This is a genomic window from Caldimonas caldifontis, assembly GCF_002930615.1.
Classification (GTDB): Bacteria; Pseudomonadota; Gammaproteobacteria; order Burkholderiales; family Burkholderiaceae_C; genus Caldimonas; species Caldimonas caldifontis.
This window is the reverse complement of the sequence record NZ_PSNX01000014.1, coordinates 1-17,582: the sequence shown is the minus strand read 5'-3', so window position 1 is coordinate 17,582 and position 17,582 is coordinate 1. Positions and strand designations below refer to the sequence as shown.

The 17,582-nt window shown below is 63.4% G+C and carries 23 protein-coding genes and 1 pseudogene; 16 read left to right on the top strand and 8 right to left on the bottom strand.

Going from position 1 to position 17,582, the window contains the following annotated elements:
* The first annotated feature begins 123 nt into the window (after nucleotides 1–123).
* From C1704_RS14275 to C1704_RS14265, 3 genes are read left to right on the top strand one after another with little or no spacing between them, the layout of a single operon-like run.
* Nucleotides 124–417: a type II toxin-antitoxin system TacA family antitoxin gene (locus C1704_RS14275; RefSeq protein ID WP_104303412.1), complete on the top strand. Its 294-nt coding sequence runs from the start codon at nucleotides 124–126 to the stop codon at nucleotides 415–417.
* Nucleotides 414–914, top strand: coding sequence for a GNAT family N-acetyltransferase (locus C1704_RS14270; protein WP_104303411.1), 501 nt, complete (start codon nucleotides 414–416; stop codon nucleotides 912–914). Before C1704_RS14275 ends, C1704_RS14270 begins: the two co-directional genes overlap by 4 nt.
* A gap of 3 nt (nucleotides 915–917) precedes the next feature.
* Nucleotides 918–1,145, top strand: coding sequence for a hypothetical protein (locus C1704_RS14265; RefSeq protein ID WP_104303410.1), 228 nt, complete (start codon nucleotides 918–920; stop codon nucleotides 1,143–1,145).
* A 5-nt stretch (nucleotides 1,146–1,150) separates the two neighbouring features.
* Here C1704_RS14265 and C1704_RS14260 read toward each other — a convergent pair whose 3' ends face one another.
* Nucleotides 1,151–1,630 (bottom strand): hypothetical protein, encoded by a 480-nt coding sequence (locus C1704_RS14260; protein ID WP_104303409.1) that lies wholly within the window; start codon nucleotides 1,628–1,630, stop codon nucleotides 1,151–1,153.
* Between the two features lie 146 nt (nucleotides 1,631–1,776).
* Here C1704_RS14260 and C1704_RS14255 point away from each other — a divergent pair, with 146 nt between their 5' ends.
* From C1704_RS14255 to C1704_RS14215, 10 genes are all read left to right on the top strand, one after another.
* On the top strand, nucleotides 1,777–3,246 hold the full coding sequence (locus C1704_RS14255; RefSeq protein ID WP_104303408.1) for an ATP-binding protein: 1,470 nt from the start codon (nucleotides 1,777–1,779) through the stop codon (nucleotides 3,244–3,246).
* A gap of 141 nt (nucleotides 3,247–3,387) precedes the next feature.
* The gene (locus tag C1704_RS14250; RefSeq protein ID WP_104303407.1) at nucleotides 3,388–5,481 is read left to right on the top strand and encodes a type I restriction-modification system subunit M; all 2,094 of its coding nucleotides are present in this window, start codon (nucleotides 3,388–3,390) and stop codon (nucleotides 5,479–5,481) included.
* A gap of 164 nt (nucleotides 5,482–5,645) precedes the next feature.
* Nucleotides 5,646–6,872 (top strand): restriction endonuclease subunit S, encoded by a 1,227-nt coding sequence (locus C1704_RS17495; protein WP_146076092.1) that lies wholly within the window; start codon nucleotides 5,646–5,648, stop codon nucleotides 6,870–6,872.
* Entirely contained in the window at nucleotides 6,869–8,482 is a 1,614-nt protein-coding gene (locus C1704_RS14240; protein WP_104303405.1) for a ParB N-terminal domain-containing protein, read from the top strand. The genes C1704_RS17495 and C1704_RS14240 overlap by 4 nt, the downstream gene beginning before the upstream one ends.
* A gap of 188 nt (nucleotides 8,483–8,670) precedes the next feature.
* Entirely contained in the window at nucleotides 8,671–8,946 is a 276-nt protein-coding gene (locus C1704_RS14235; RefSeq protein WP_104303404.1) for a type II toxin-antitoxin system Phd/YefM family antitoxin, read from the top strand.
* Entirely contained in the window at nucleotides 8,946–9,287 is a 342-nt protein-coding gene (locus C1704_RS14230) for a type II toxin-antitoxin system RelE/ParE family toxin (RefSeq protein WP_104303403.1), read from the top strand. Before C1704_RS14235 ends, C1704_RS14230 begins: the two co-directional genes overlap by 1 nt.
* Nucleotides 9,288–9,406: 119 nt before the next feature.
* Nucleotides 9,407–9,700, top strand: coding sequence for an antitoxin of toxin-antitoxin stability system (locus tag C1704_RS14225; RefSeq protein WP_104303402.1), 294 nt, complete (start codon nucleotides 9,407–9,409; stop codon nucleotides 9,698–9,700).
* Nucleotides 9,697–9,837 carry a type II toxin-antitoxin system RelE/ParE family toxin gene (locus C1704_RS17490; RefSeq protein ID WP_146076091.1) on the top strand — a complete coding sequence of 47 codons (141 nt, stop codon included), beginning with the start codon at nucleotides 9,697–9,699 and terminating at the stop codon, nucleotides 9,835–9,837. Before C1704_RS14225 ends, C1704_RS17490 begins: the two co-directional genes overlap by 4 nt.
* A 442-nt stretch (nucleotides 9,838–10,279) precedes the next feature.
* Nucleotides 10,280–10,879, top strand: a complete 600-nt coding sequence (locus C1704_RS14220; RefSeq protein WP_104303470.1) for a type IV toxin-antitoxin system AbiEi family antitoxin domain-containing protein — start codon at nucleotides 10,280–10,282, stop codon at nucleotides 10,877–10,879.
* The gene (locus tag C1704_RS14215) at nucleotides 10,876–11,790 is read left to right on the top strand and encodes a nucleotidyl transferase AbiEii/AbiGii toxin family protein (protein WP_104303401.1); all 915 of its coding nucleotides are present in this window, start codon (nucleotides 10,876–10,878) and stop codon (nucleotides 11,788–11,790) included. The genes C1704_RS14220 and C1704_RS14215 overlap by 4 nt, the downstream gene beginning before the upstream one ends.
* Nucleotides 11,791–11,796: 6 nt before the next feature.
* Here the strand turns inward: C1704_RS14215 and C1704_RS14210 are convergent, their stop codons facing one another.
* The 6 genes from C1704_RS14210 to C1704_RS14185 all read right to left on the bottom strand — a co-directional run bounded on the left by C1704_RS14210 (nucleotide 11,797) and on the right by C1704_RS14185 (nucleotide 14,736).
* Nucleotides 11,797–12,228 carry a LacI family transcriptional regulator gene (locus tag C1704_RS14210; protein WP_104303400.1) on the bottom strand — a complete coding sequence of 144 codons (432 nt, stop codon included), beginning with the start codon at nucleotides 12,226–12,228 and terminating at the stop codon, nucleotides 11,797–11,799.
* 155 nt (nucleotides 12,229–12,383) lie between these two features.
* Entirely contained in the window at nucleotides 12,384–12,842 is a 459-nt protein-coding gene (locus C1704_RS14205) for an SRPBCC family protein (RefSeq protein WP_104303399.1), read from the bottom strand.
* A gap of 77 nt (nucleotides 12,843–12,919) precedes the next feature.
* Nucleotides 12,920–13,360: a class I SAM-dependent methyltransferase gene (locus C1704_RS14200; protein ID WP_104303398.1), complete on the bottom strand. Its 441-nt coding sequence runs from the start codon at nucleotides 13,358–13,360 to the stop codon at nucleotides 12,920–12,922.
* Between the two features lie 47 nt (nucleotides 13,361–13,407).
* Complete coding sequence (locus C1704_RS14195; RefSeq protein WP_104303397.1) at nucleotides 13,408–13,749, bottom strand: YciI family protein; 342 nt, start codon at nucleotides 13,747–13,749, stop codon at nucleotides 13,408–13,410.
* 3 nt (nucleotides 13,750–13,752) lie between these two features.
* Entirely contained in the window at nucleotides 13,753–14,229 is a 477-nt protein-coding gene (locus C1704_RS14190) for a VOC family protein (protein ID WP_211286946.1), read from the bottom strand.
* A 78-nt stretch (nucleotides 14,230–14,307) separates the two neighbouring features.
* Entirely contained in the window at nucleotides 14,308–14,736 is a 429-nt protein-coding gene (locus tag C1704_RS14185) for a VOC family protein (RefSeq protein ID WP_104303396.1), read from the bottom strand.
* A gap of 56 nt (nucleotides 14,737–14,792) precedes the next feature.
* Between C1704_RS14185 and C1704_RS14180 the strand changes: the two genes are divergently transcribed.
* The 3 genes from C1704_RS14180 (at nucleotide 14,793) to C1704_RS14170 (ending at nucleotide 16,252) form a co-directional block, all read left to right on the top strand.
* Nucleotides 14,793–15,296: a MarR family winged helix-turn-helix transcriptional regulator gene (locus tag C1704_RS14180; protein ID WP_245876501.1), complete on the top strand. Its 504-nt coding sequence runs from the start codon at nucleotides 14,793–14,795 to the stop codon at nucleotides 15,294–15,296.
* A 341-nt stretch (nucleotides 15,297–15,637) separates the two neighbouring features.
* On the top strand, nucleotides 15,638–15,868 hold the full coding sequence (locus tag C1704_RS14175) for a hypothetical protein (protein ID WP_104303468.1): 231 nt from the start codon (nucleotides 15,638–15,640) through the stop codon (nucleotides 15,866–15,868).
* Between the two features lie 24 nt (nucleotides 15,869–15,892).
* A complete protein-coding gene (locus C1704_RS14170; protein WP_245876500.1) occupies nucleotides 15,893–16,252 on the top strand; it encodes a type II toxin-antitoxin system death-on-curing family toxin in 360 nt (119 codons plus the stop codon).
* Between the two features lie 32 nt (nucleotides 16,253–16,284).
* Here C1704_RS14170 and C1704_RS14165 read toward each other — a convergent pair.
* Nucleotides 16,285–17,499, bottom strand: a pseudogene (locus C1704_RS14165) (HD-GYP domain-containing protein); the annotation flags it as partial.
* Between the last annotated feature and the right edge of the window lie 83 nt (nucleotides 17,500–17,582).

Genomic DNA, 17,582 nt, shown 5'->3' with positions numbered 1-17,582 from the left:
AAATCAATGGCTTACGCGCGGCGTTTCATCGTCAACCAAGGCCGCCGGTCACCAGTACAACTAGATGACGTGCGTCATTTGTACTAACATTGCGGCAGTTGATCTAACAAAAGAGGTGCTTTCATGACTGCCGTTGCATCGTCGCCTTCCGCTCGCTCCGCCCGACTTGGGCTGCGCGCTACCCCCGAACAGGAGGCGGTGCTGCGCCGTGCCGCCGAGGTGGCCCACAAATCGCTGACCGACTTCATCCTCGATAGCGCGTGCCTGGCCGCCGAGCAGACCCTGCTGGACCAACGATTGTTCATGGTTTCGGGCAGCCAGTACCAGGCCCTGATGGATCTGCTGGAGCGCCCCGAGCAGGCTAACGACGGCTTGCGTGACCTCTTCGCTCGCAAGGCGCCCTGGGACACGAAGTGACGTTGCGCGCACCGGAGCCGCTGGCCGCGCAGCATCGGCTGGAGGGTTTTGATTGCGGCAAGCCCGCGCTGAATGACTGGCTGTTGCGCCACGCCCGCCAGGCGCAGGGCAGTGGCTCCGCCAAGACCTTTGTCGTTGCCGAGGACGATGGCCGCGTGGCGGGCTACTTCAGCCTGACCGTGGGCCAGGTCGACACGCTGGAGGCGCCGGAGCGCATTCGCAAAGGGATGGGACAGTACCCGGTGCCGGTGGTGATTCTGGCCCGGCTTGCCGTGTCACGCGAGCACCAGGGCCTCGGGATCGGCGTCGGGATGCTTCAGGATGCGATTCGTCGCACGATGCTGATTGCCGAGCAGGCCGGCATCCGTGCCATGCTGACCCATCCCATCGATGAAGAAGCGGCGAGGTTCTACACCCGGTTCGGGTTCATCGCGTCACCGCTGCGCGAACAGCAATTGTTGCTGCTCTTGAAGGACGCCCGTCGCTGGGTCCGTTGAACCATGCCCATCGAATCACTGCCGACTTTCACCAAACCCGCCCGCCAGCGCTGGGAGTCCATCCCTGCCGACACCCGCAAGCGGCTGCTGTCCAACGTCTGGTGCGGCCACTGCCGTCACGAGACCGCGATCACGCATTTCAGCGGCGCCATCAAAGGTGGCGACTTGCTGCTGGTGGGCCAGTGCACTGCCTGCCACGGTGATGTGGCACGGGTGATCGAGGGCTCATAACCCGGTCAGGTATCAAACCGCGCCACCATCTCCCGCTGCGCGGCCCAGTCGATAGGCAACGGGTTGCGCTGGAGCCACAGCAGGCTCATGCAGCGCGGCTGCTTGCCCGGCAGGATGGCCTGGATGATGGCGGGCTCTGACCTGGCCCCATTCGGGTGGCCCAGCCCCGCCACCAGCGCGGCGAGCTTGCTGCCGGGGCGAAGTGGGATGCTCTTCAGAAGTTGGAGGGCGTCAGACGCGTTGACCGGCTGGCCATCCTCCGCGGGTGCGGGTCGCTTGTGCCCGGCCACGGCGTAGCCGGCGTCGGTCAGCGCGTGGCCACGGCCTGCCGGCTCGACCCAGCCACGCTGCAGCAGTGAGGTCATCACCTTGGCCCACGCGCCGCCGCGCAGGGTGTCGGGTGGGATCACGCGCCCATCGGCGCGGCGAGCGGCGGCATGCAGCAGCAGGGCCTGGGTCGGGGTGAGCTTGGGGCAAGTTTCCATCGGCATCTCCGGGTGATCGCGACGATGCGATTGACGCGCTGCGGAGGGCGGAAGCCAAGCGCCCGGACGACAAGAAATTCTTCTTGATATGACAAAACAATACAACTACGATTTAACTAAATCCAGATGACAGGTAGAATTTCCGCATGAGAGTTTCTAAAGAAGAGCTCGTCGCCGTCCTCGCCCAGTTCAACCCCTGGTGGCGCGGTGAGTCCATTGCGGATCTGCCCAGATGGCGGCGTGCGGCCTTCCGCGAGCTGCACACCTGGCTGGCCGCGCCGCCCGCGCCCCGGGCGGTGATGCTCTCCGGCGCGCGGCAGATCGGCAAGACCACGCTGATGCTGCAGGCTGCGGAGGCGCTGCTGGGCGCCGGCGTGCCCGCTGCCAACATCCTTTATGCCACCTTCGACCACCCGATCCTCAAGCTCGCCGGCATCGACGCCGTGCTCGACGCCTGGCGCGAGCGCGAGCCGCGCGCCGAGGGGCCGGAATACCTGCTGCTCGACGAAGCCCAGTTCATCCGGGACTGGGGAACGTGGGTCAAGCACCAGGTCGACTTCCGCAAGGACCGGCGCATCGCCTTCACCGGATCGGCCATGCCGCTGGTGGAGGCCGCCCCCGAATCCGGCGTCGGTCGCTGGCACACGATCCGGCTGACCACGCTGTCCTTCTACGAGTACCTGCAGATCAAGCGCCTGCAACTGCCCGAGTTGCCCAAGCTGCGCAGCCTGCGCGATCTGTTCGACTGGGCCCCGGCAGACTTCTACCGCGCCACCGAGCTGGGGCAGGACTACGTCGGCCACTTTCACGAATACCTGCTGCGGGGCGGCTTTCCGCAGACCGCGCAGGTCGACAGCGTCACGCAGGCGCAGCGCCTGCTGCGCGAGGACATCATCGACAAGGTCTTGAAGCGCGACATGACCGCGCTCTTTGGCGTGCGCCGCGTGCTGGACCTGGAACACACCTTCCTCTACCTGTGCCTGCACGACGGCGGCCTGCTGGACATGGTGGACCTGTGCAGCAACCTGGAAGTCAAGCGCCCGACGGCACAGCACTTCATCGAGCTGCTGGAGGCCACCCACCTGATCTACCGCCTGGCGCCTTATGGCTACGGCAAGGACGTGCTGCGCGCGCGCTTCAAGATCTACTTGGCCGACGCGGCCATCGCACCGGCGGTGATGCTCAAGGGCAAGGCCATCCTGGAGGATGCGGCGGCGCTGGGCGTGGCCACCGAGACGGCCGTGTTCAAGCACCTGTTCGCCCGCTACTACGCGCAGAACGTGCGCTTCTCCTACTGGCGCGGCAAGCGCGAGCACGAAGTCGATCTCGTCGCTGAAGTGGGTGGCGAGCTCATTCCGTTCGAGGTGAAGTACCGCGCCCAGCACACCGGCGCACGTGAACTCAAGGGTCTGATCGAGTTGTGCCAGGCCAAGCGCATCGCGCGCGGCTACGTAGTGACCAAAGCGCTGGACGACTTCGGGCCGATGCAGGGCCTGCCGCTGGCCGAAGATGCCGATGTGCCGACGCGCATCATGCGCGTTCCGGCGCCGCTGCTGTGCTACTGGATGGGGGCGGCGGAGCAGTCGGCGAGCGAAACGTCTGGAGCCGGCGCATGAGCAGGAGCGCGGCAGACCGCTGCCGCCACTGCATCGCCCTGGTTCCGCACAGCAAGAGGCTGCCCCAGCTCCGGTATATGCTGGCGGCGAAAACGAAAGCACCGGCACCTGACAACACAAAAACTGAAGGTCGCAACCATTATGGAACCTACTGAACTCATTCAGCGCGCCATTGCTGATGGTCACCTGCAGCTCATCACGAGTGGCAAGACCGAAAAAATCCGCTACGTGGCGGTCAACCACGCGGAAAAATGGTCCGACCCGGAGGAAAAGGTCCGCGCCGCGTATTACGCTGAACTGATTTATGAAAAAGGCTACGCGCCCGAGTGCATCGGCGTGGAAGTGACCGTGCCCGACCGCACCCCGGTTGACCGTGCCGACTTGGTGGTCTTTCGCGACGCCGCGCGCACCAAGCCCTTTGCCGTCGTCGAATGCAAGCGCGACGGTGTCACCGACACCGAGTTCAAACAGGCCATCGAGCAGGCCTTCGGAAACGGCCACGCCCACAAATTTCGTGCCGAATATGTTGGCGTGATCGCCGGGCAAACGCGAGCCTTTTTTGATTGTTCCGACCAATTCGGCGTTCTGGAACGCGAGGCCAACATCATTGCCGACCTGCCTGCGCAATACGGCAAGCCCGAGGAATACAAGTACTACCACAAGGCACCAGGCAAACCAGACATTGCCGCCGTCAGCCGCGATGACCTCATCAAGACCATCCGAAAATGCCACCAAACCCTATGGGGTGGCGGGCGGCTTTCACCGCCCATGGCTTTTGGCGAACTGACCAAGCTCATCTTCCTCAAAACCCGAGACGAGAAAACGCCACGCAAGAAGGGCGAGCCCTACGCCTTCCAGGTCAAAACCTTCGAGACGCCCAAGCGACTGGCCGAACGCATCAAAGCCTTGTATGCCATCGAACGGCAGAAAGAGCCCGATGTCTTCAACGAAGACATCAAGATCGACGACGTCACCCTCAAAAACGTCGTGCTGCACTTAGAGGGCGTGAACCTGACGGCCACCGACCTAGACACCAAGGGCGTGGCCTTCGAGCAGTTCATGGACGGCTTTTTCAAAGGCGACTTCGGCCAGTACTTCACGCCGCGCAATATCATCGCCTTTGCCATTCAGATGCTCGACATCAAGGCCGACGACGACGTGATGGACCCGGCGTGCGGCTCCGGCGGGTTCTTGTTGCACGCGCTCGACCATGTGCGTAAGCAGGCCAGCCAGTACTACGACGAGGACAGCCGCGAGCACTTCAACTACTGGCACAGCTTCGCCGAAAAGCGCCTCTTTGGCATCGAGATCAACGAAGAAATCGCCCGCGTGGCCAAGATGAACATGATCGTGCACGACGACGGGCACACCAACGTCATCGGCCACGACGCGCTGGAACCGCTTGGCGCCATCGCCCTGAAGAACGCGGCCTTTGCCAAAGTCATGGGCATCTACCGCGAAAGCGAGTTCAACCCCGAGACCGGCCGCATCGAAGAGGTGGTGCGCCGCGACGAGCGCAAGGGCTTTTCCAAAATACCCACCAACCCGCCGTTTGGCGCGGTCATCAAGGAAGAACTGCACGCCTACCTCAAGAGCTACGAGCTCTCGCGCTACGTCGGGAAAAGCCAAACCGAGCAGGACGAAAGCGCGTTCGAAGACAGCGACCCGAGCAAAGGCAAGAAAGCCGTCAAGCAGCGCGCCAGCGTCAAGACCGAGGTCATCTACTGCGAACGCATCTGGCAACTGCTCAAGCCCGGCGGTCAGGCCGCCGTGGTGCTACCTGATGGCTTGCTCACCAACGCCAGCCTGCAAGGCGTGCGCGACTGGCTGCTCGAGCGCTTCAAGGTGCTGGCGGTGGTGAGCTTGCCGCAGTTTGCCTTTGCGCACTTCGGCGCAGGCGTCAAATCCAGCGTCGTGTTCCTGGAGAAGCGCCAGCCCAGCGAACCGGCCCATGACGATGAAGCCATCTTCATGGCCATGGCCGAGAACATTGGCTACGACGCCACCGGCCGCACCACCTACCAGGTGGAGGTGCTGGAAGAAGTGCCGCAGCAGACCCGCGTGGAACGCCAGCGCTGCGACCTGTTCGACTGGGAGGTTCGCCTCGACTGGGTGCCTGGCGAAGGCAAGAAGCCCGGCCACTGGAGCGAGCGCCACCGCGAGGTGGTCGCTGGTAGCGGCTTGCTCGGCCAGTACGCGGCGTTCAAAGCCAACCCCGAACCTTTTTTCGTCTGACCCCCGTCCCTGCAGGGCAAGCGATTTGCTTTGCGGTGCGGCGGGGGGATGTGGCAGATCGCGCTTTGTCCGTTAGCCCTCAGACGGTTGCCTTACAGCAGCTGAGGGATGAATTGCGCACATCCTGCTGGCCTCCGGTTCGGCTGGGCGACCCAGCGGTATCTGTGATCAATCCAAAAACGGATTTAGACGGCCTGACTGGGGATGATCCTGTTTCTTTCATACCTATGGAGTCGGTTGCAGAGCGAACAAATACTTTTACTCACGCCGTGCGCACGCTTGCCGATGTGCGAAAGGGATACAGCTGCTTCCGGGATAACGACCTTCTCTGGGCAAAGATCACCCCCTGCATGCAGAACGGAAAATCTGCCGTCGTGTGTGGACTGAAAAATGGCGTTGGGTTTGGCTCGACTGAGTTTCATGTCATTCGTGCGGGGGAAAGAGCACTTCCACGGTTTCTTTGGGCCGTGCTCTCCATGCCCAGGCTGCTCTACGCGGCACAAGCGGCATTCACGGGATCATCGGGGCATCAACGCGTACCCGCCTCATTTCTTGAACAGCTCGAAATCCCCCTCCCGCCGCTCAATGTGCAATGCCGCCTCGTCGCCGAACTCGACGCCGCCCGCGCCGAGCGCGACCAGGCGCTGCAGCAGGCCGAAGACTTGCTCGCCTCGGTTGACGATCTCGTTCAATCCGCACTGAGATTGCCCGCTGCGCCGAGGCTGGGGCCGGCGCACGTGGGCTACGCCATACGCCTGGGTGATGCCCGGCGCGGCGCATCCATTTCGGCCGACTACTTTCACCCTGAACGAACGTTGGCGCTCCGGTCCATCCAGTCACTGCCGCACGCACCGCTTGGCGCACTCGTGAACTTCGAGCGGCTGTTGGTTGCCAGCCCAGGGACGGCGCGCTATATCGGCCTGGCTTCAGTGGCCAGTCACACCGGGCAATTGACCGAAGCGGCGGAAACTGCGACCGGCGCATGCTTTGCCTTCCAAGCCGACGACGTGCTGTATGGCCGCCTGCGCCCGTACTTGAACAAGGTTTGGTTAGCCACTTTTGGCGGTGTGTGCTCGACCGAGTTTCACGTGATGCGGGTGCGCGACGGCAGCAAGTTGCTGCCGGCATATCTAGCCGTGGTGCTGCGCACGAAACTCATCGTGGCGCAGACCAAGCACATGATGACCGGCAACACCCATCCCAGGCTGGCCAATGAAGACGTGGTCAATCTGCTGATACCGCTGGCCGATCCCTCAACACAGCAAACCATCGTGGATGAGGTGGCATCCCGACAGGCGCAAGCGCTGCGTTTGCACGCCCACGCCGAAATTGTCTGGCGCAACGCCCGCGAACGCTTCGAACAACAACTCTTGCAAGGAGTGCACCCATGATGCTTTCGGGCCTTCTGCACACCTCGCTGGGTGGCTTTACCGTCATCCGCGGCGTGGCGCCGCTGGGCGAGCTGGCGCGTTGCTCGCGTTTTGATGCGGCTTATCAGCGCAACCTCATCGAGACTCACCGCAGCGAGATCAAGCAGTTCCTGGCCGACCGGCAATTTCTGTTTTTCCCCGAGGTGGTGCTGTCGGCGTCCTTGAGCTTCAATTTCGACAAGGCTCGCGGCAAGTCCGTGCAGCCCCTGGCCGACCTGCACGCCGGCAAAGCCTTCAAGTCCAATGTCGATGGCCTGTCGGTGCGGGTGCTCAAAACCAAATTGCCCAAGGGTCTGGAGATCGTGGGCGGCAACGCAGCGCCCACGCTGGCTTATCTGGAAATCCCCGAAGATCAGTTGACGCGAGAGGACGGCTTGCGGCTTTTTCGCATCGACGGCAACCATCGCCTGAGCGCGGCGCGCGACCTCAAACCGGGTGATGCCACCTATCAGCTGGAGACACCGTTTTGCGTGGTGCTGCACGAAGACCCCACCGAGAAGCAGCGCTTCGAGAAGGTCGTGTTCCACAACATCAACGCCAAGCAGATCCCGCTGACCTCCGAGGAGAATCTCCGGCTCATTTTGCAGGCGGGCGAGGGCGCGCTGTTCACCGACGAGGAGCTGCTCACCAAACCGAGCTTCGGCCCGGCCTATTGGCTGGCGCGGCACCTGCTGCCGCAGTTCAATACCGATTTTCTGGGCGGGTTGTCGGAGCATTTCAAGAACCGGCACACGCTGGCCCTTGCGCTGGCGCAGTTTCTCCAGGCCAAGCAGCTGGTGGCCAGCCAGGCCGATGCCCAGGGCTTGCAGGGCGAAGTGGGGCGCATTCGGGGGGCCCTGATCGACGTCAACACGCACTATGCCAAGCCGGACTGCCACGCCCTGCGCGGTGCCGGTTGTCATGGCGTGCTGACCGCCTTCGTCTATTTCGCGCTCAAGAACCAGGGGCGCCAGCTACCGGCTTTTGCCCGCTGGATCGAGGCCAACCGCATCGACCGCCTGAGCCCGGCCACCACCACGCGCGGCCTGGGCTACCACTACCACCTGGGGCGCACCCAGGCGGTGGATGCCGCCAGCCTGGTGGATGTGTTCGAGAGCGTGCTCTCGGCACGCAGCCGCGAGGTGTTCGTCTCGATGCAGTTCGGCACGCCGGCCGGTGAGGAGCCGGTCTACAAGGCCATCAAGGAAGCCATCGATGCGGTCAATGCCAAGCACGGGCTCCAGGCCGATCTGGCCCTGACCCCTGTGCGCATCGACCACGTGAACAAGGGCCACAGTTACACCATCGCCGACGAGATTCTGAAGGTTGTCAACGGCTGCGGCTTGCTGATCGCCGACCTGACGCAGGGCAACAAGAACGTGTACCACGAGGTCGGCTTCCTGATGGGCCTGAACCAGGGCCGCACTGCAGAGCAGGATAACTTCATCCTGTTAGCGGACAACAAGCAGATACAGAGCGACGCTGCCATCGGATTCAACCTGCGCCACTGGCAGCAAGTGCGCTTCGACGACACGCTAGATCTCAAGGAAAAGCTTGTTACAGCGCTGGAAGCGCACTTTCGGCTGGTGTAGCCCATGTTTGCTTGGGCATTGAAGTGACTTTGCCCTTGGAGCACAGGGCGGCATTGTGGATCGCCTGTATGCCGTAGGGTGCCTTGAACGCCGTTGGTTGAACTTCCCGATCGCATACACACGGGCACAGATTGCGCAAGGACCGTTAAAAGACTATATTCGGTCTTGTCGATCGCAACAAAACGACCATGCGCTACTCATCCCAAGTCAAGCCCATCAGCTACCTGAAGGCCAACGCCGCCGAGGTGCTCACCCGGCTTGCCGAACAGCGCGAGCCCCTGGTCATCACTCAGAACGGCGAAGCCAAGGCCGTGCTGCAGGACGTTGCGTCCTTCGAGGAAACGCAAGAGACTTTGGCCCTGCTGAAGATCCTGGCGCTGGGGCAGCAGGACGTGGGGGCCGGTCGCGTCAAGCCGGTCGCCGATGTCGTGGCGCGCCTGCGCGCGAAGCGGGCCACGGCCTGATGGTCGGCAGGCCGACGCGTTACGAGGTCCTGCTGACCGAAGGTGCAGAGCAGGACTTGGAGGCGCTCTACGACCACATCGCCGAGTTCGACAATGTGGCCAACGCCAACCACGTTCTCGACCGCTTGATGGAAGTCGTGGACGGGCTCGCCCAGTTCCCCGAGCGTGGCAGCTACCCCAGGGAACTCGTCGCGCTGGGCATCAAGGACTACCGCCAGACGGCGTTCAAGCCCTACCGGGTGATCTATCGCGTCCTGGACAGCCGGGTCGTGATCTACCTGATCGTCGATGGCCGCCGGGACATGCAGTCGGTGCTGGCGCGCCGGCTCCTGGGCGCTTAGTGGGCAGTCAACGGGCTTGAATCGAGCCGAGCGGCCCGGCCCCGGTTGACCGGGGTTGCGTGCTAGCTCGTACCGATGTTGTCTATCCTTCGTCATCATCATCCCTCCAGGAGCCGGTCATGCCCAAAGAAGCCGTGTTCACCATGAAGCTGGAGCCTGAACTGCGCGAGGCCTTCATGGCCGAGGCCGAGGCCAGCCACCGCCCGGCGTCACAGATCGTTCGGGATCTGATGCGCGAGTTCGTCGAGCGTCAACGGCAGGCCCGCGAGTACAACGCCCTCCTGCGCGCCAAGGTCGAGACGGCGCGCGCGCAAATCGCCTCCGGCCTGGTTGTGAGCAACGCCGACGTCCAAGCGCGCTTTGCCGCCCGCCGCGCCGCGCTGCGGGCCGAGGCCGGCGGCACTGACGCATGAGGGTTCTGTGGACCCTCGCCGCCGAGCAGGACCGCGCCGACATCGTCGACTTCATCGCCCAGGACAACCCGCACGCTGCCATGTGTGTCCTGGCTCTGGTGCACACCGCTCATCTGTGGCCGCCCCTCCGGCCTTGATGGGAGGGCATCCGTCGGCCCTCTACGCGCAAGTCCGCGGATGCCCTCGGCATGACTCGTAAGCTCAAAGGGCGCGGTTTGCGTCCGACAACCACCCGCCACCAATAACGAAACCCCAACCGTTCTCGGTTGGGGTTTTTTTCTTGCCCGATCGCGCCGGTTCCCGCGTGTTCTTGGGGGTTCCTGCGGAAGCCTGCGGACTTCGCCGGTCAGCCTTCCAGCCCGTTCTGGTCCACATTTCACGCTCTCCTGGCCATTCCTCGCTCCCTGAAACCGGCCCGAAGTCCGCAAAGGTCACAAGTCAGCGCTATAGAGATCAAAGGGTTACGCACGGACGAATCAAGCGGTTGGATTGCGGCATCGGATAGCAAAGGAAACCGCTTGTGTTGTGTTTTGTCGGTAAAAATTGACAACTACCGACGTAATGCAACACCATGGCGGCATGGAAACTACGCATCAGACCATTCTGGATCTCGCCGCCCAGCACGGCCTGATACGCCCGCGCGATCTTGATGCGCTGGGACTGCCCAGTGTCGCCCTCACTCGGCTGGTTCGGCGGGGCCTGCTTGTTCGAGTGGGTCGCGGTCTGTATGCCTGTCCCGATCGCAGCGTATCCGAGCATGGCACGCTGGCCGAGGTGGCCCGCAAACATCCGCAAGCCATCGTCTGCCTGCTGTCAGCACTGCGGGTGCACGACCTCACCACGCAGTCGCCATTCGAGGTCTGGCTCGCCATTCCCAACAAGGCGCGTGCGCCGAAGATGGACTATCCGCCGCTGCGCATCGTGCGCTTCTCCGGTGCTGCGCTGACCGATGGGATTGAAGAGCACCAGATCGATGGCGTGACCGTGCGCGTGACCAACGTCGCCCGCACCGTGGCCGACTGCTTCAAGTTCCGCAACAAGATCGGCCTCGATGTCGCGATGGAAGCCCTGCAGGAAGCCTGGCGAGCCAAGCGCGTGAGCATGGACGAACTCTGGCGCTATGCCGCGCTGTGCCGAGTGGCCAATGTGATGCGCCCCTACATGGAAAGCCTGTCATGAACCAGCGCAACACGGCCGCTTCGGTGCGGGCTCGTCTGCTCACCCGTGCCCGCGAGACCCGACAAGACTTCAATCTGGTCTTGACCCGCTACGCCCTTGAGCGGCTGCTGTACCGACTCAGCATCTCGCCCCATGCTGACCAGTTCCTGCTGGAAGGCGCGCTGCTGTTCGACTTGTGGTTCGACATCCCGCACCGGCCGACGCGGGATGCGGATTTTCTGGGTTTTGGTTCGGCCGAGTTGCCGCACCTGGAGGCCGTCTTCAAGGACATCTGCGCGATGGAGACTGACGACGGTGTTACGTTTCGACCGGACACCGTTCAAGCGGCGGAGATCCGCAAGGAGGCCAACTACGCCGGCGTGCGCGTCACCTTGCTCGGACTGATCGATGGAGCACGCTGCCCGATTCAGGTCGACATCGGTTTCGGCGATGCCGTCACACCAGGGCCGGAAGATGTCCAGTACCCCGTGATGCTGTCGGAGTTCGCGGCGCCGAGACTGCGCGTCTATCCGCGCTACACCGTGGTGGCAGAAAAGCTGGAGGCGTTGGCCTCGTTGGGTATAGCCAACAGCCGGATGAAGGATTACTTCGACCTTTGGATCTTGTCGCGGCACACCGAATTTGACGGCGACACTCTACGCCGCGCCATCCAGGCAACCTTCGATCGCCGGAAAACGAAGTTGGCCTCGGATGCACCCTTGGGGCTTACCGACGCTTTTGCTCAGGACGCGCAAAAGCAGACGCAGTGGCAGGCGTTTCTGGGAAAAAACAGACTCGAAGCGCTGCGTCTGGAGGACGTCGTGGCATCGCTTCGAGATTTCCTGCTTCCAGTCATCGCGGCAGCGAACGCTGAAGCCGACTACCCGCAACACTGGCCCGCTGGTGGACCCTGGTCATCAGTGGTGGGGTGAAACGGGTCAAAGCCCGACCCGTGCTCGCTGCTCATCCCACAGTGCCGGCGGATCAACCGCCAGATCGAACAACGCGATGTGGTTCGGCAGTGCGCCGTCCAGGATGGCCGCCACGATATCGGGGGCTAGCGTGGTCAGATTCACCATCCGGCTGACATAGCTGTTGTCGATGCCTTCCCGTGCGGCGATCTCCTTCAAAGACTTCGCTTCCCCCGATTCCAGCATCGCCAGCCAGCGGTGCCCCCTGGCAAGCGCCAATTGAATGGAGGTCGGTGCAACGTCCCACGGCCTGACCGGGGCGGTTTCGCCATTTGGCAAGGGGACCAGCTCGCGGCCACTGCGACGCTTGATCTGGATCGGCACGGACAGTGTCAGTCTGCCATCGCTCGTCTGAAGGATGTCCGGTTCACCGATTTTCTGGATGTGAATGTCGCTCATGCGATGGCCTCCGCTTGTTGTTCGGCCGGCTCGGGACGCAGCTCAAGCACCAGGCGTTCGATGTCGTTGGCGCGCAGTCGCCCCTCGAGGTCATTGCGTAACGTGCGCCGGGGGTGAGCGCAAGGGTTGTGCGCGCCGTCACCGAGCCGTATTGATCATTCGCCGCCAGGCATTTCGTCTGGGTGTTTGTCAGTGACCAGCCGCAGCTCGATGCCATGCTCCAGCCAGGCCTTGCAGGCGGAGATGACGAGGTTGAACCCCTCGGTTGAATCCAGCGCCTGTGCCACCTGTTCATCGTCCGTGCCGGTGAAGCCCGAGGCGACGATGGACACGAAGGTGCCATCCTCTCGGGGCGTGAAGGTCCACTCCACCGGCGTCGGCCATGCGATGGCAAGGCGGCGGTTGGGCTCCAGCGCCGTGACGGTCACCTCGCCCGAGACGCCGTAGTGATCCCAGTACCAGGTCACGGTAGTACCGGGCTCGAGGCGGCCGCTGGCGCGCGAGAACCAGAACCTGGTGGTGACGGCCGGATCGACGAAGGCATTGAAGACTTCGGCCACCGGCCGGCGAATGAGCATGGTCGCGCGTGCGATCGGAGGGGTCGAGAGGGCCATGTGTGACTCCAAAGTGATCGATGGTTATGCGTCTGGATCTTCCCGTTCATTTGCCAGGCGCTTCGCCGGCACTCCGACTATCGAGATGCGGCGTCGGGGATGGCAGCGTGCGTGAGTTCGACCCCATCCACGAAAATGCAGCCGCCCGGGGCGAGAGCGGCACGAATGCGTGGCCAAGCCTGGGCTTGCGCATCGGGGTGGCGGCCGTCCAGCGCGCCGACTCGGACGGCAATGATCAGGTCGAACGGCGCTTCGCCAGCAGCCAGCGCGAACTCCTCGATCGCCCCTCGCCGAAATGACACCATACCGGCAGCAAGTTCCGCGGCAGAGCCGGCAATGGCCTGAGCGATGGCACGTTCCGAACGGTCGAGGCCGAGCACGTGTCCGACCGGCGCAACCCGCGCCGCGATCGCACGGGCGAGCGCGCCAGGGCCGCAGCCAACCTCGAGCACGCGCAAGCCGGGGCGAAGGGGCAGCGCATCGAGGATCGACTTCAGACGTGAAGACAGGGCCGCCATCGTTTTGCTCACACATCGCCCGGAAGTCAGCTCGCAACTCACCTAGATCAGGACTGCGGATCGAACCCGAAGGCCCGCACTTCCTGGTCGCAGCGGCATGCCCGAGCAAAACGCGCCGCCCAGGACAGGGCGGCTTCATGCGATGGACGCTCGAGCACCGCGAATCCACCGTCGAGCGGGCGCGCCGCTGGGTAGCCGCCCTGCGTGACCGTGCCGTCGGCTGAAACCCGCACCGGCGGCAAGCCGCCATCGATCCGGGCTGCGAACACATAAACGCCTTCGGCCTTGGTCTGGGCGATCACGGCATGCGCATCGCAATCGACTGCGGCCATTTCTTCCGCAGGCACCACCATAGCCGCCGCCGGAAACGCGATCAGAAACTTGGTCATTGATCACCCCCGCCTCGCGGCATCGATCGCCGCCAAATCGATCTTGCGCATGGTCATCATTGCCGCGAAGGCGCGCTCGGCCTCCGCGCCACCGGCGGCCAGTGCCTCGGTCAGGGTGCGCGGGGTGATCTGCCAGTTCACGCCCCATCGGTCCTTGCACCAGCCGCATTCGCTTTCCTGCCCACCGTTGCCAACGATGGCGTTCCAGTAGCGATCGGTTTCCTCTTGCGTATCGGTGGCGATCTGGAACGAGAACGCCTCGGTGTGCGGAAAGATCGGCCCGCCATTGAGCCCGATGCAGGGGATGCCGCAGACCGTGAAGCGCACCACCAGCACCTCGCCCGCCTTGTTGCTGGGGTTGTCCATCGGTGAACGGATCACCTGCTGCACTTCGCTGTCGGGGAAGACCGAGGCATAGAAACGCGCTGCGGCTTCAGCTTCAGTGTCGTACCAGACGCAGATGGTGTTCTTGGGGATCACAGGTTCTCTCCTCTTCAGTGAGTGATCGATCCGCCGTGCCCCTTCTGACACGGGACGCAATGGGTTTACGCGGACTCCTCAGGTCGTCCGCGGTTCAACCGAGCCGTCCTGCATGATTCCCCACCTGATTCCGAAGGGATCCTGCAGCAGCCCCCAGTCATCGCCCCACGGTTGGCGCTCGTAGGGCGCAAGCACGGTGCAGCCGGCAGCCGTGGCACGTTCCCACCACCTGCGACCATCATCGACCACCAGCTGCAGATGCCCGAAGTTGGTCTCGATGTGCGCGTTGTCCGCGCCGCCTGGGTTCATGCCGTTGTCGGTCATCATCAGTGCACCGCCGTTGATCAGCACCTGTCCGTGCATCAGGCGTACGGTTCCGTCGTCGAAGGGCATGCGGCCGATGTCTTCGGCACCGAACGCGCGTGCGTAGAAGTCCATGGCCTCGGCCGTGCGGCCGGCCATGAAGAGGTAAGGCAGCACGCCCTGCATCGGGTTGGGTGAGGTCATTGATGGCACCTTTCGGACAGAGTAAAGTCATCACTAAACTTCGATATCAAACTATTGTGGCAAAAAAGGGAACTGTCAAGCTGCTGCCGCGCGAGACGGTGCTTCACGTGCGCGACACCTGCCTGTGCCTGGCCGCGCAACGCGCGGCGCGCCGGCTGGCGCGGCACTTCGACCAGGCGCTCAAGCCGACGGGGCTGACCAACGGTCAGTTCTCGCTGCTGATGGCACTGAACCAGCCCGATCCGCCGCCGATGGGGCAACTGGCCGAGTTCCTGGCGATGGAGCCCTCGACGCTGAGCGCGGCCGCGAAGGTGCTGGAGCGACGTGGGCTCATCACAATGGAACGCGACCCGATAGATGGCCGCTCGAAGCGGCTGCGCATCTCGTCTTCGGGCGTGGCGTTGATGCGAGAAGCTGTCGGGATCTGGCGCCAGAGTCACGCCCTGTTGGAGGCCCAGCTCCCACCCGGCGCAGGCCAGGCGCTGCGTGAAGGGCTGGCGGAACTCACGACTGCTGCGCTGTCCGGCGAGACGGTAGCGTCGCATTCATCGGGCAGCTGATCACACCCAACCGATCGAAATCACGTCCTCAAGGCCGAGGCGTTACGATCTGGCTCGGCAAACGGACGCGGGTTCGGTTCCGTGTTCCGCCACCAACATCAAGGGCCTGGATAGTCTCCGGGCCCTTTTTCTTGCGTGCGATCCCCGCGCCACGCGGGGGTGCAGCCACCTGCGCTGCGGGTGGTCATCTGACAAAAATTCAGAAAAATCAACAACTTGTGTGCGCTGGTTCATCGCCAGACATGGCCAGCGATCAGGCGTCGAACGCAGTTCAGGCGGTGGCAAACATCTCCATCTTGCTCTATCATGAAATGTCATGATGCATCCTGATGGAGGTGGCCATGACGACTGTTGTCCGTGAAAAGTTTTCTTCCCAGGCCGCGCCTGATGTATTGGCAGCGCTGCGCCAGATCGCAGAAAGCCAAGGCCGCCAGTTCCAGGCGGTGCTCGATGACGCCCTGCGCGACTACATCGACCGGCAGCAAAAGGAGCGTCCCCGCCGGCACGTGATGGCCTCGTTCGCATCCAGCCTGGATGAGTTCGACAGCCTCTACCGAGAGTTGGCCAAGTAACCCGTGGCTCACGATCACCTGACCGTGGCCGATGTGCTCGGCATGCACACGGTGCTGATGCAAAGGTTTGGCGGCGCGCCCGGCGTACGCGATCCCGGGGCACTGGAGGCCGCACTGTTCCGACCACAGACCGGCTACTACGATGACATCGTGGCCGAGGCGGCGGCCCTGATGGAAAGCCTTGCGATCAACCATCCGTTTGTGGATGGCAACAAGCGCATAGCCTTTGCGGCTGCCGATGTGTTCCTGCGCATCAATGGCTGGCGCTTGCGGCGTGTGCCGATGCAGATCCATGCGGAGATGATGCAGATGTTCGAGTCGGGCACCTTTGATATCGCCCACCTCGATCCCTGGCTGCGGTCTTTCGCCATCCCGACAGGATGATGCAATGAACGAAAACCCCCTAACCTGCAGACTCAGGCTCCGGTGACAGAAGCCCGGGCGATGGATCCTTCAGGGAGGAGACGCTCGATCGCCGCGATGTCCACCGCGTCGATCTGTGCGGGCTGCATGTGGCGCTGTGCAAAGTCGCGCCAGACGCCGCTGCGCAGGAAGTAGCGGAAGAGGTCGGTGTCGAGGTGCTGGTCCTTGCACATGAAGGCCATGATGCGCAAGGATTCCGACAGGGTCTTGGCGGCCTTGTAGGGGCGGTCGCCGGCGGTGAGGGCTTCGAAGATGTCGGCCAGCGCCATGATGCGGTCGACCACGGTGAGCTGGGGGGCCGCCAGGCGGCGCGGGTAGCCCTGACCGTTCAGCTTTTCGTGGTGAGTGGCGGCGATCTCCGGCACACGCGCCAGGTGTCGCGGCCAGGGCAGGCCCTTGAGCATGATGTAGGTCTGCACGATGTGGTCGTTGATGCGGAAGCGGTCCTCGTCGGTGAGGGTGCCGCGGCGGATGCTGAGGTTGTGCAATTCGCCGAGGTGCTGCTTGTGCGCGGGCAGGACCATGTCGAAGCCGTAGCGGTTGGCCGGATCGTGCTTTTCGACCGGTGGTCGTGGGCCGGTCCAGGGCACGAGGTGCTCGGCCCGGTCCGCCAGCAGCGGCTCGGCCACGGGCAGCGGGGGCGCCTCGGGAGCGGTGTGGCGCAGGCGTTCGAGTTCCTCGGCCGACACGCCGATGCGGTTGTCGAAGTGCCGCAACCAGGTCTGGCGGCCAATGCCATGCAGTCGCTCGATGGCGTCATCGGCCATGAATTCGCCCCCGATGTTGCACTGGGCGATGAAGGCGAAATCGTCCTGCAGGCCGCGCTGGCGTTCGTCGCGCAGGCGCTTCGAGGGCTCAGCCGCCTCGCCGCGGGCCAGACGCTGGAGGTGCTCGATCTCGGCGTCGCGCCACAGCACTTCGAAGCGCATGCGGATCTCATGCAGGCGGTTGTAGATCGTCTCGAGCTTGGTGGCCTTGTCAACGATGTGCTCGGGGCTGGTGACCTTGCCGCAGTCGTGCAGCCAGGCTCCGAGGTGAAACTCGTAGCGTTCGTCCGCGGTCATCGAGAAGCTGGCATAGGGCCCGCTCGTGTCGGCCATCATGCGATCGGCCAGCAGGGTGGCCAGCTGCGGCACGCGCTCGCAGTGGCCGCCGGTGTAGGGGCTCTTGGCGTCGATGGCATCGGCCATGAGGCGGATCACCGCGTCTAGGGCGTGTTCACACTAATTGCGATGATGGTCGGGGCATTGGACACTTGGGGGCATGGAAATCACGCCCGAGCAATTCGCTG

Excerpts from the sequence above, each read along its gene's own strand:
- C1704_RS14255 (WP_104303408.1), top strand. The coding sequence starts at position 1,777 with ATGAGAGTTTCTAAAGAAGAGCTCGTCGCCGTCCTCGCCCAGTTCAAC.
- C1704_RS17490 (WP_146076091.1), top strand. The coding sequence starts at position 9,697 with ATGAGGGTTCTGTGGACCCTCGCCGCCGAGCAGGACCGCGCCGACATC.
- C1704_RS14200 (WP_104303398.1), bottom strand. The coding sequence starts at position 13,360 with ATGGCGGCCCTGTCTTCACGTCTGAAGTCGATCCTCGATGCGCTGCCC.
- C1704_RS14215 (WP_104303401.1), top strand. The coding sequence starts at position 10,876 with ATGAACCAGCGCAACACGGCCGCTTCGGTGCGGGCTCGTCTGCTCACC.
- C1704_RS14220 (WP_104303470.1), top strand. The coding sequence starts at position 10,280 with ATGGAAACTACGCATCAGACCATTCTGGATCTCGCCGCCCAGCACGGC.
- C1704_RS14275 (WP_104303412.1), top strand. The coding sequence starts at position 124 with ATGACTGCCGTTGCATCGTCGCCTTCCGCTCGCTCCGCCCGACTTGGG.
- C1704_RS14265 (WP_104303410.1), top strand. The coding sequence starts at position 918 with ATGCCCATCGAATCACTGCCGACTTTCACCAAACCCGCCCGCCAGCGC.
- C1704_RS14195 (WP_104303397.1), bottom strand. The coding sequence starts at position 13,749 with ATGACCAAGTTTCTGATCGCGTTTCCGGCGGCGGCTATGGTGGTGCCT.
- C1704_RS14260 (WP_104303409.1), bottom strand. The coding sequence starts at position 1,630 with ATGGAAACTTGCCCCAAGCTCACCCCGACCCAGGCCCTGCTGCTGCAT.
- C1704_RS14205 (WP_104303399.1), bottom strand. The coding sequence starts at position 12,842 with ATGGCCCTCTCGACCCCTCCGATCGCACGCGCGACCATGCTCATTCGC.
- C1704_RS14185 (WP_104303396.1), bottom strand. The coding sequence starts at position 14,736 with ATGACCTCACCCAACCCGATGCAGGGCGTGCTGCCTTACCTCTTCATG.
- C1704_RS14230 (WP_104303403.1), top strand. The coding sequence starts at position 8,946 with ATGGTCGGCAGGCCGACGCGTTACGAGGTCCTGCTGACCGAAGGTGCA.
- C1704_RS14235 (WP_104303404.1), top strand. The coding sequence starts at position 8,671 with ATGCGCTACTCATCCCAAGTCAAGCCCATCAGCTACCTGAAGGCCAAC.
- C1704_RS14210 (WP_104303400.1), bottom strand. The coding sequence starts at position 12,228 with ATGAGCGACATTCACATCCAGAAAATCGGTGAACCGGACATCCTTCAG.
- C1704_RS14175 (WP_104303468.1), top strand. The coding sequence starts at position 15,638 with ATGACGACTGTTGTCCGTGAAAAGTTTTCTTCCCAGGCCGCGCCTGAT.
- C1704_RS14240 (WP_104303405.1), top strand. The coding sequence starts at position 6,869 with ATGATGCTTTCGGGCCTTCTGCACACCTCGCTGGGTGGCTTTACCGTC.
- C1704_RS14250 (WP_104303407.1), top strand. The coding sequence starts at position 3,388 with ATGGAACCTACTGAACTCATTCAGCGCGCCATTGCTGATGGTCACCTG.
- C1704_RS14225 (WP_104303402.1), top strand. The coding sequence starts at position 9,407 with ATGCCCAAAGAAGCCGTGTTCACCATGAAGCTGGAGCCTGAACTGCGC.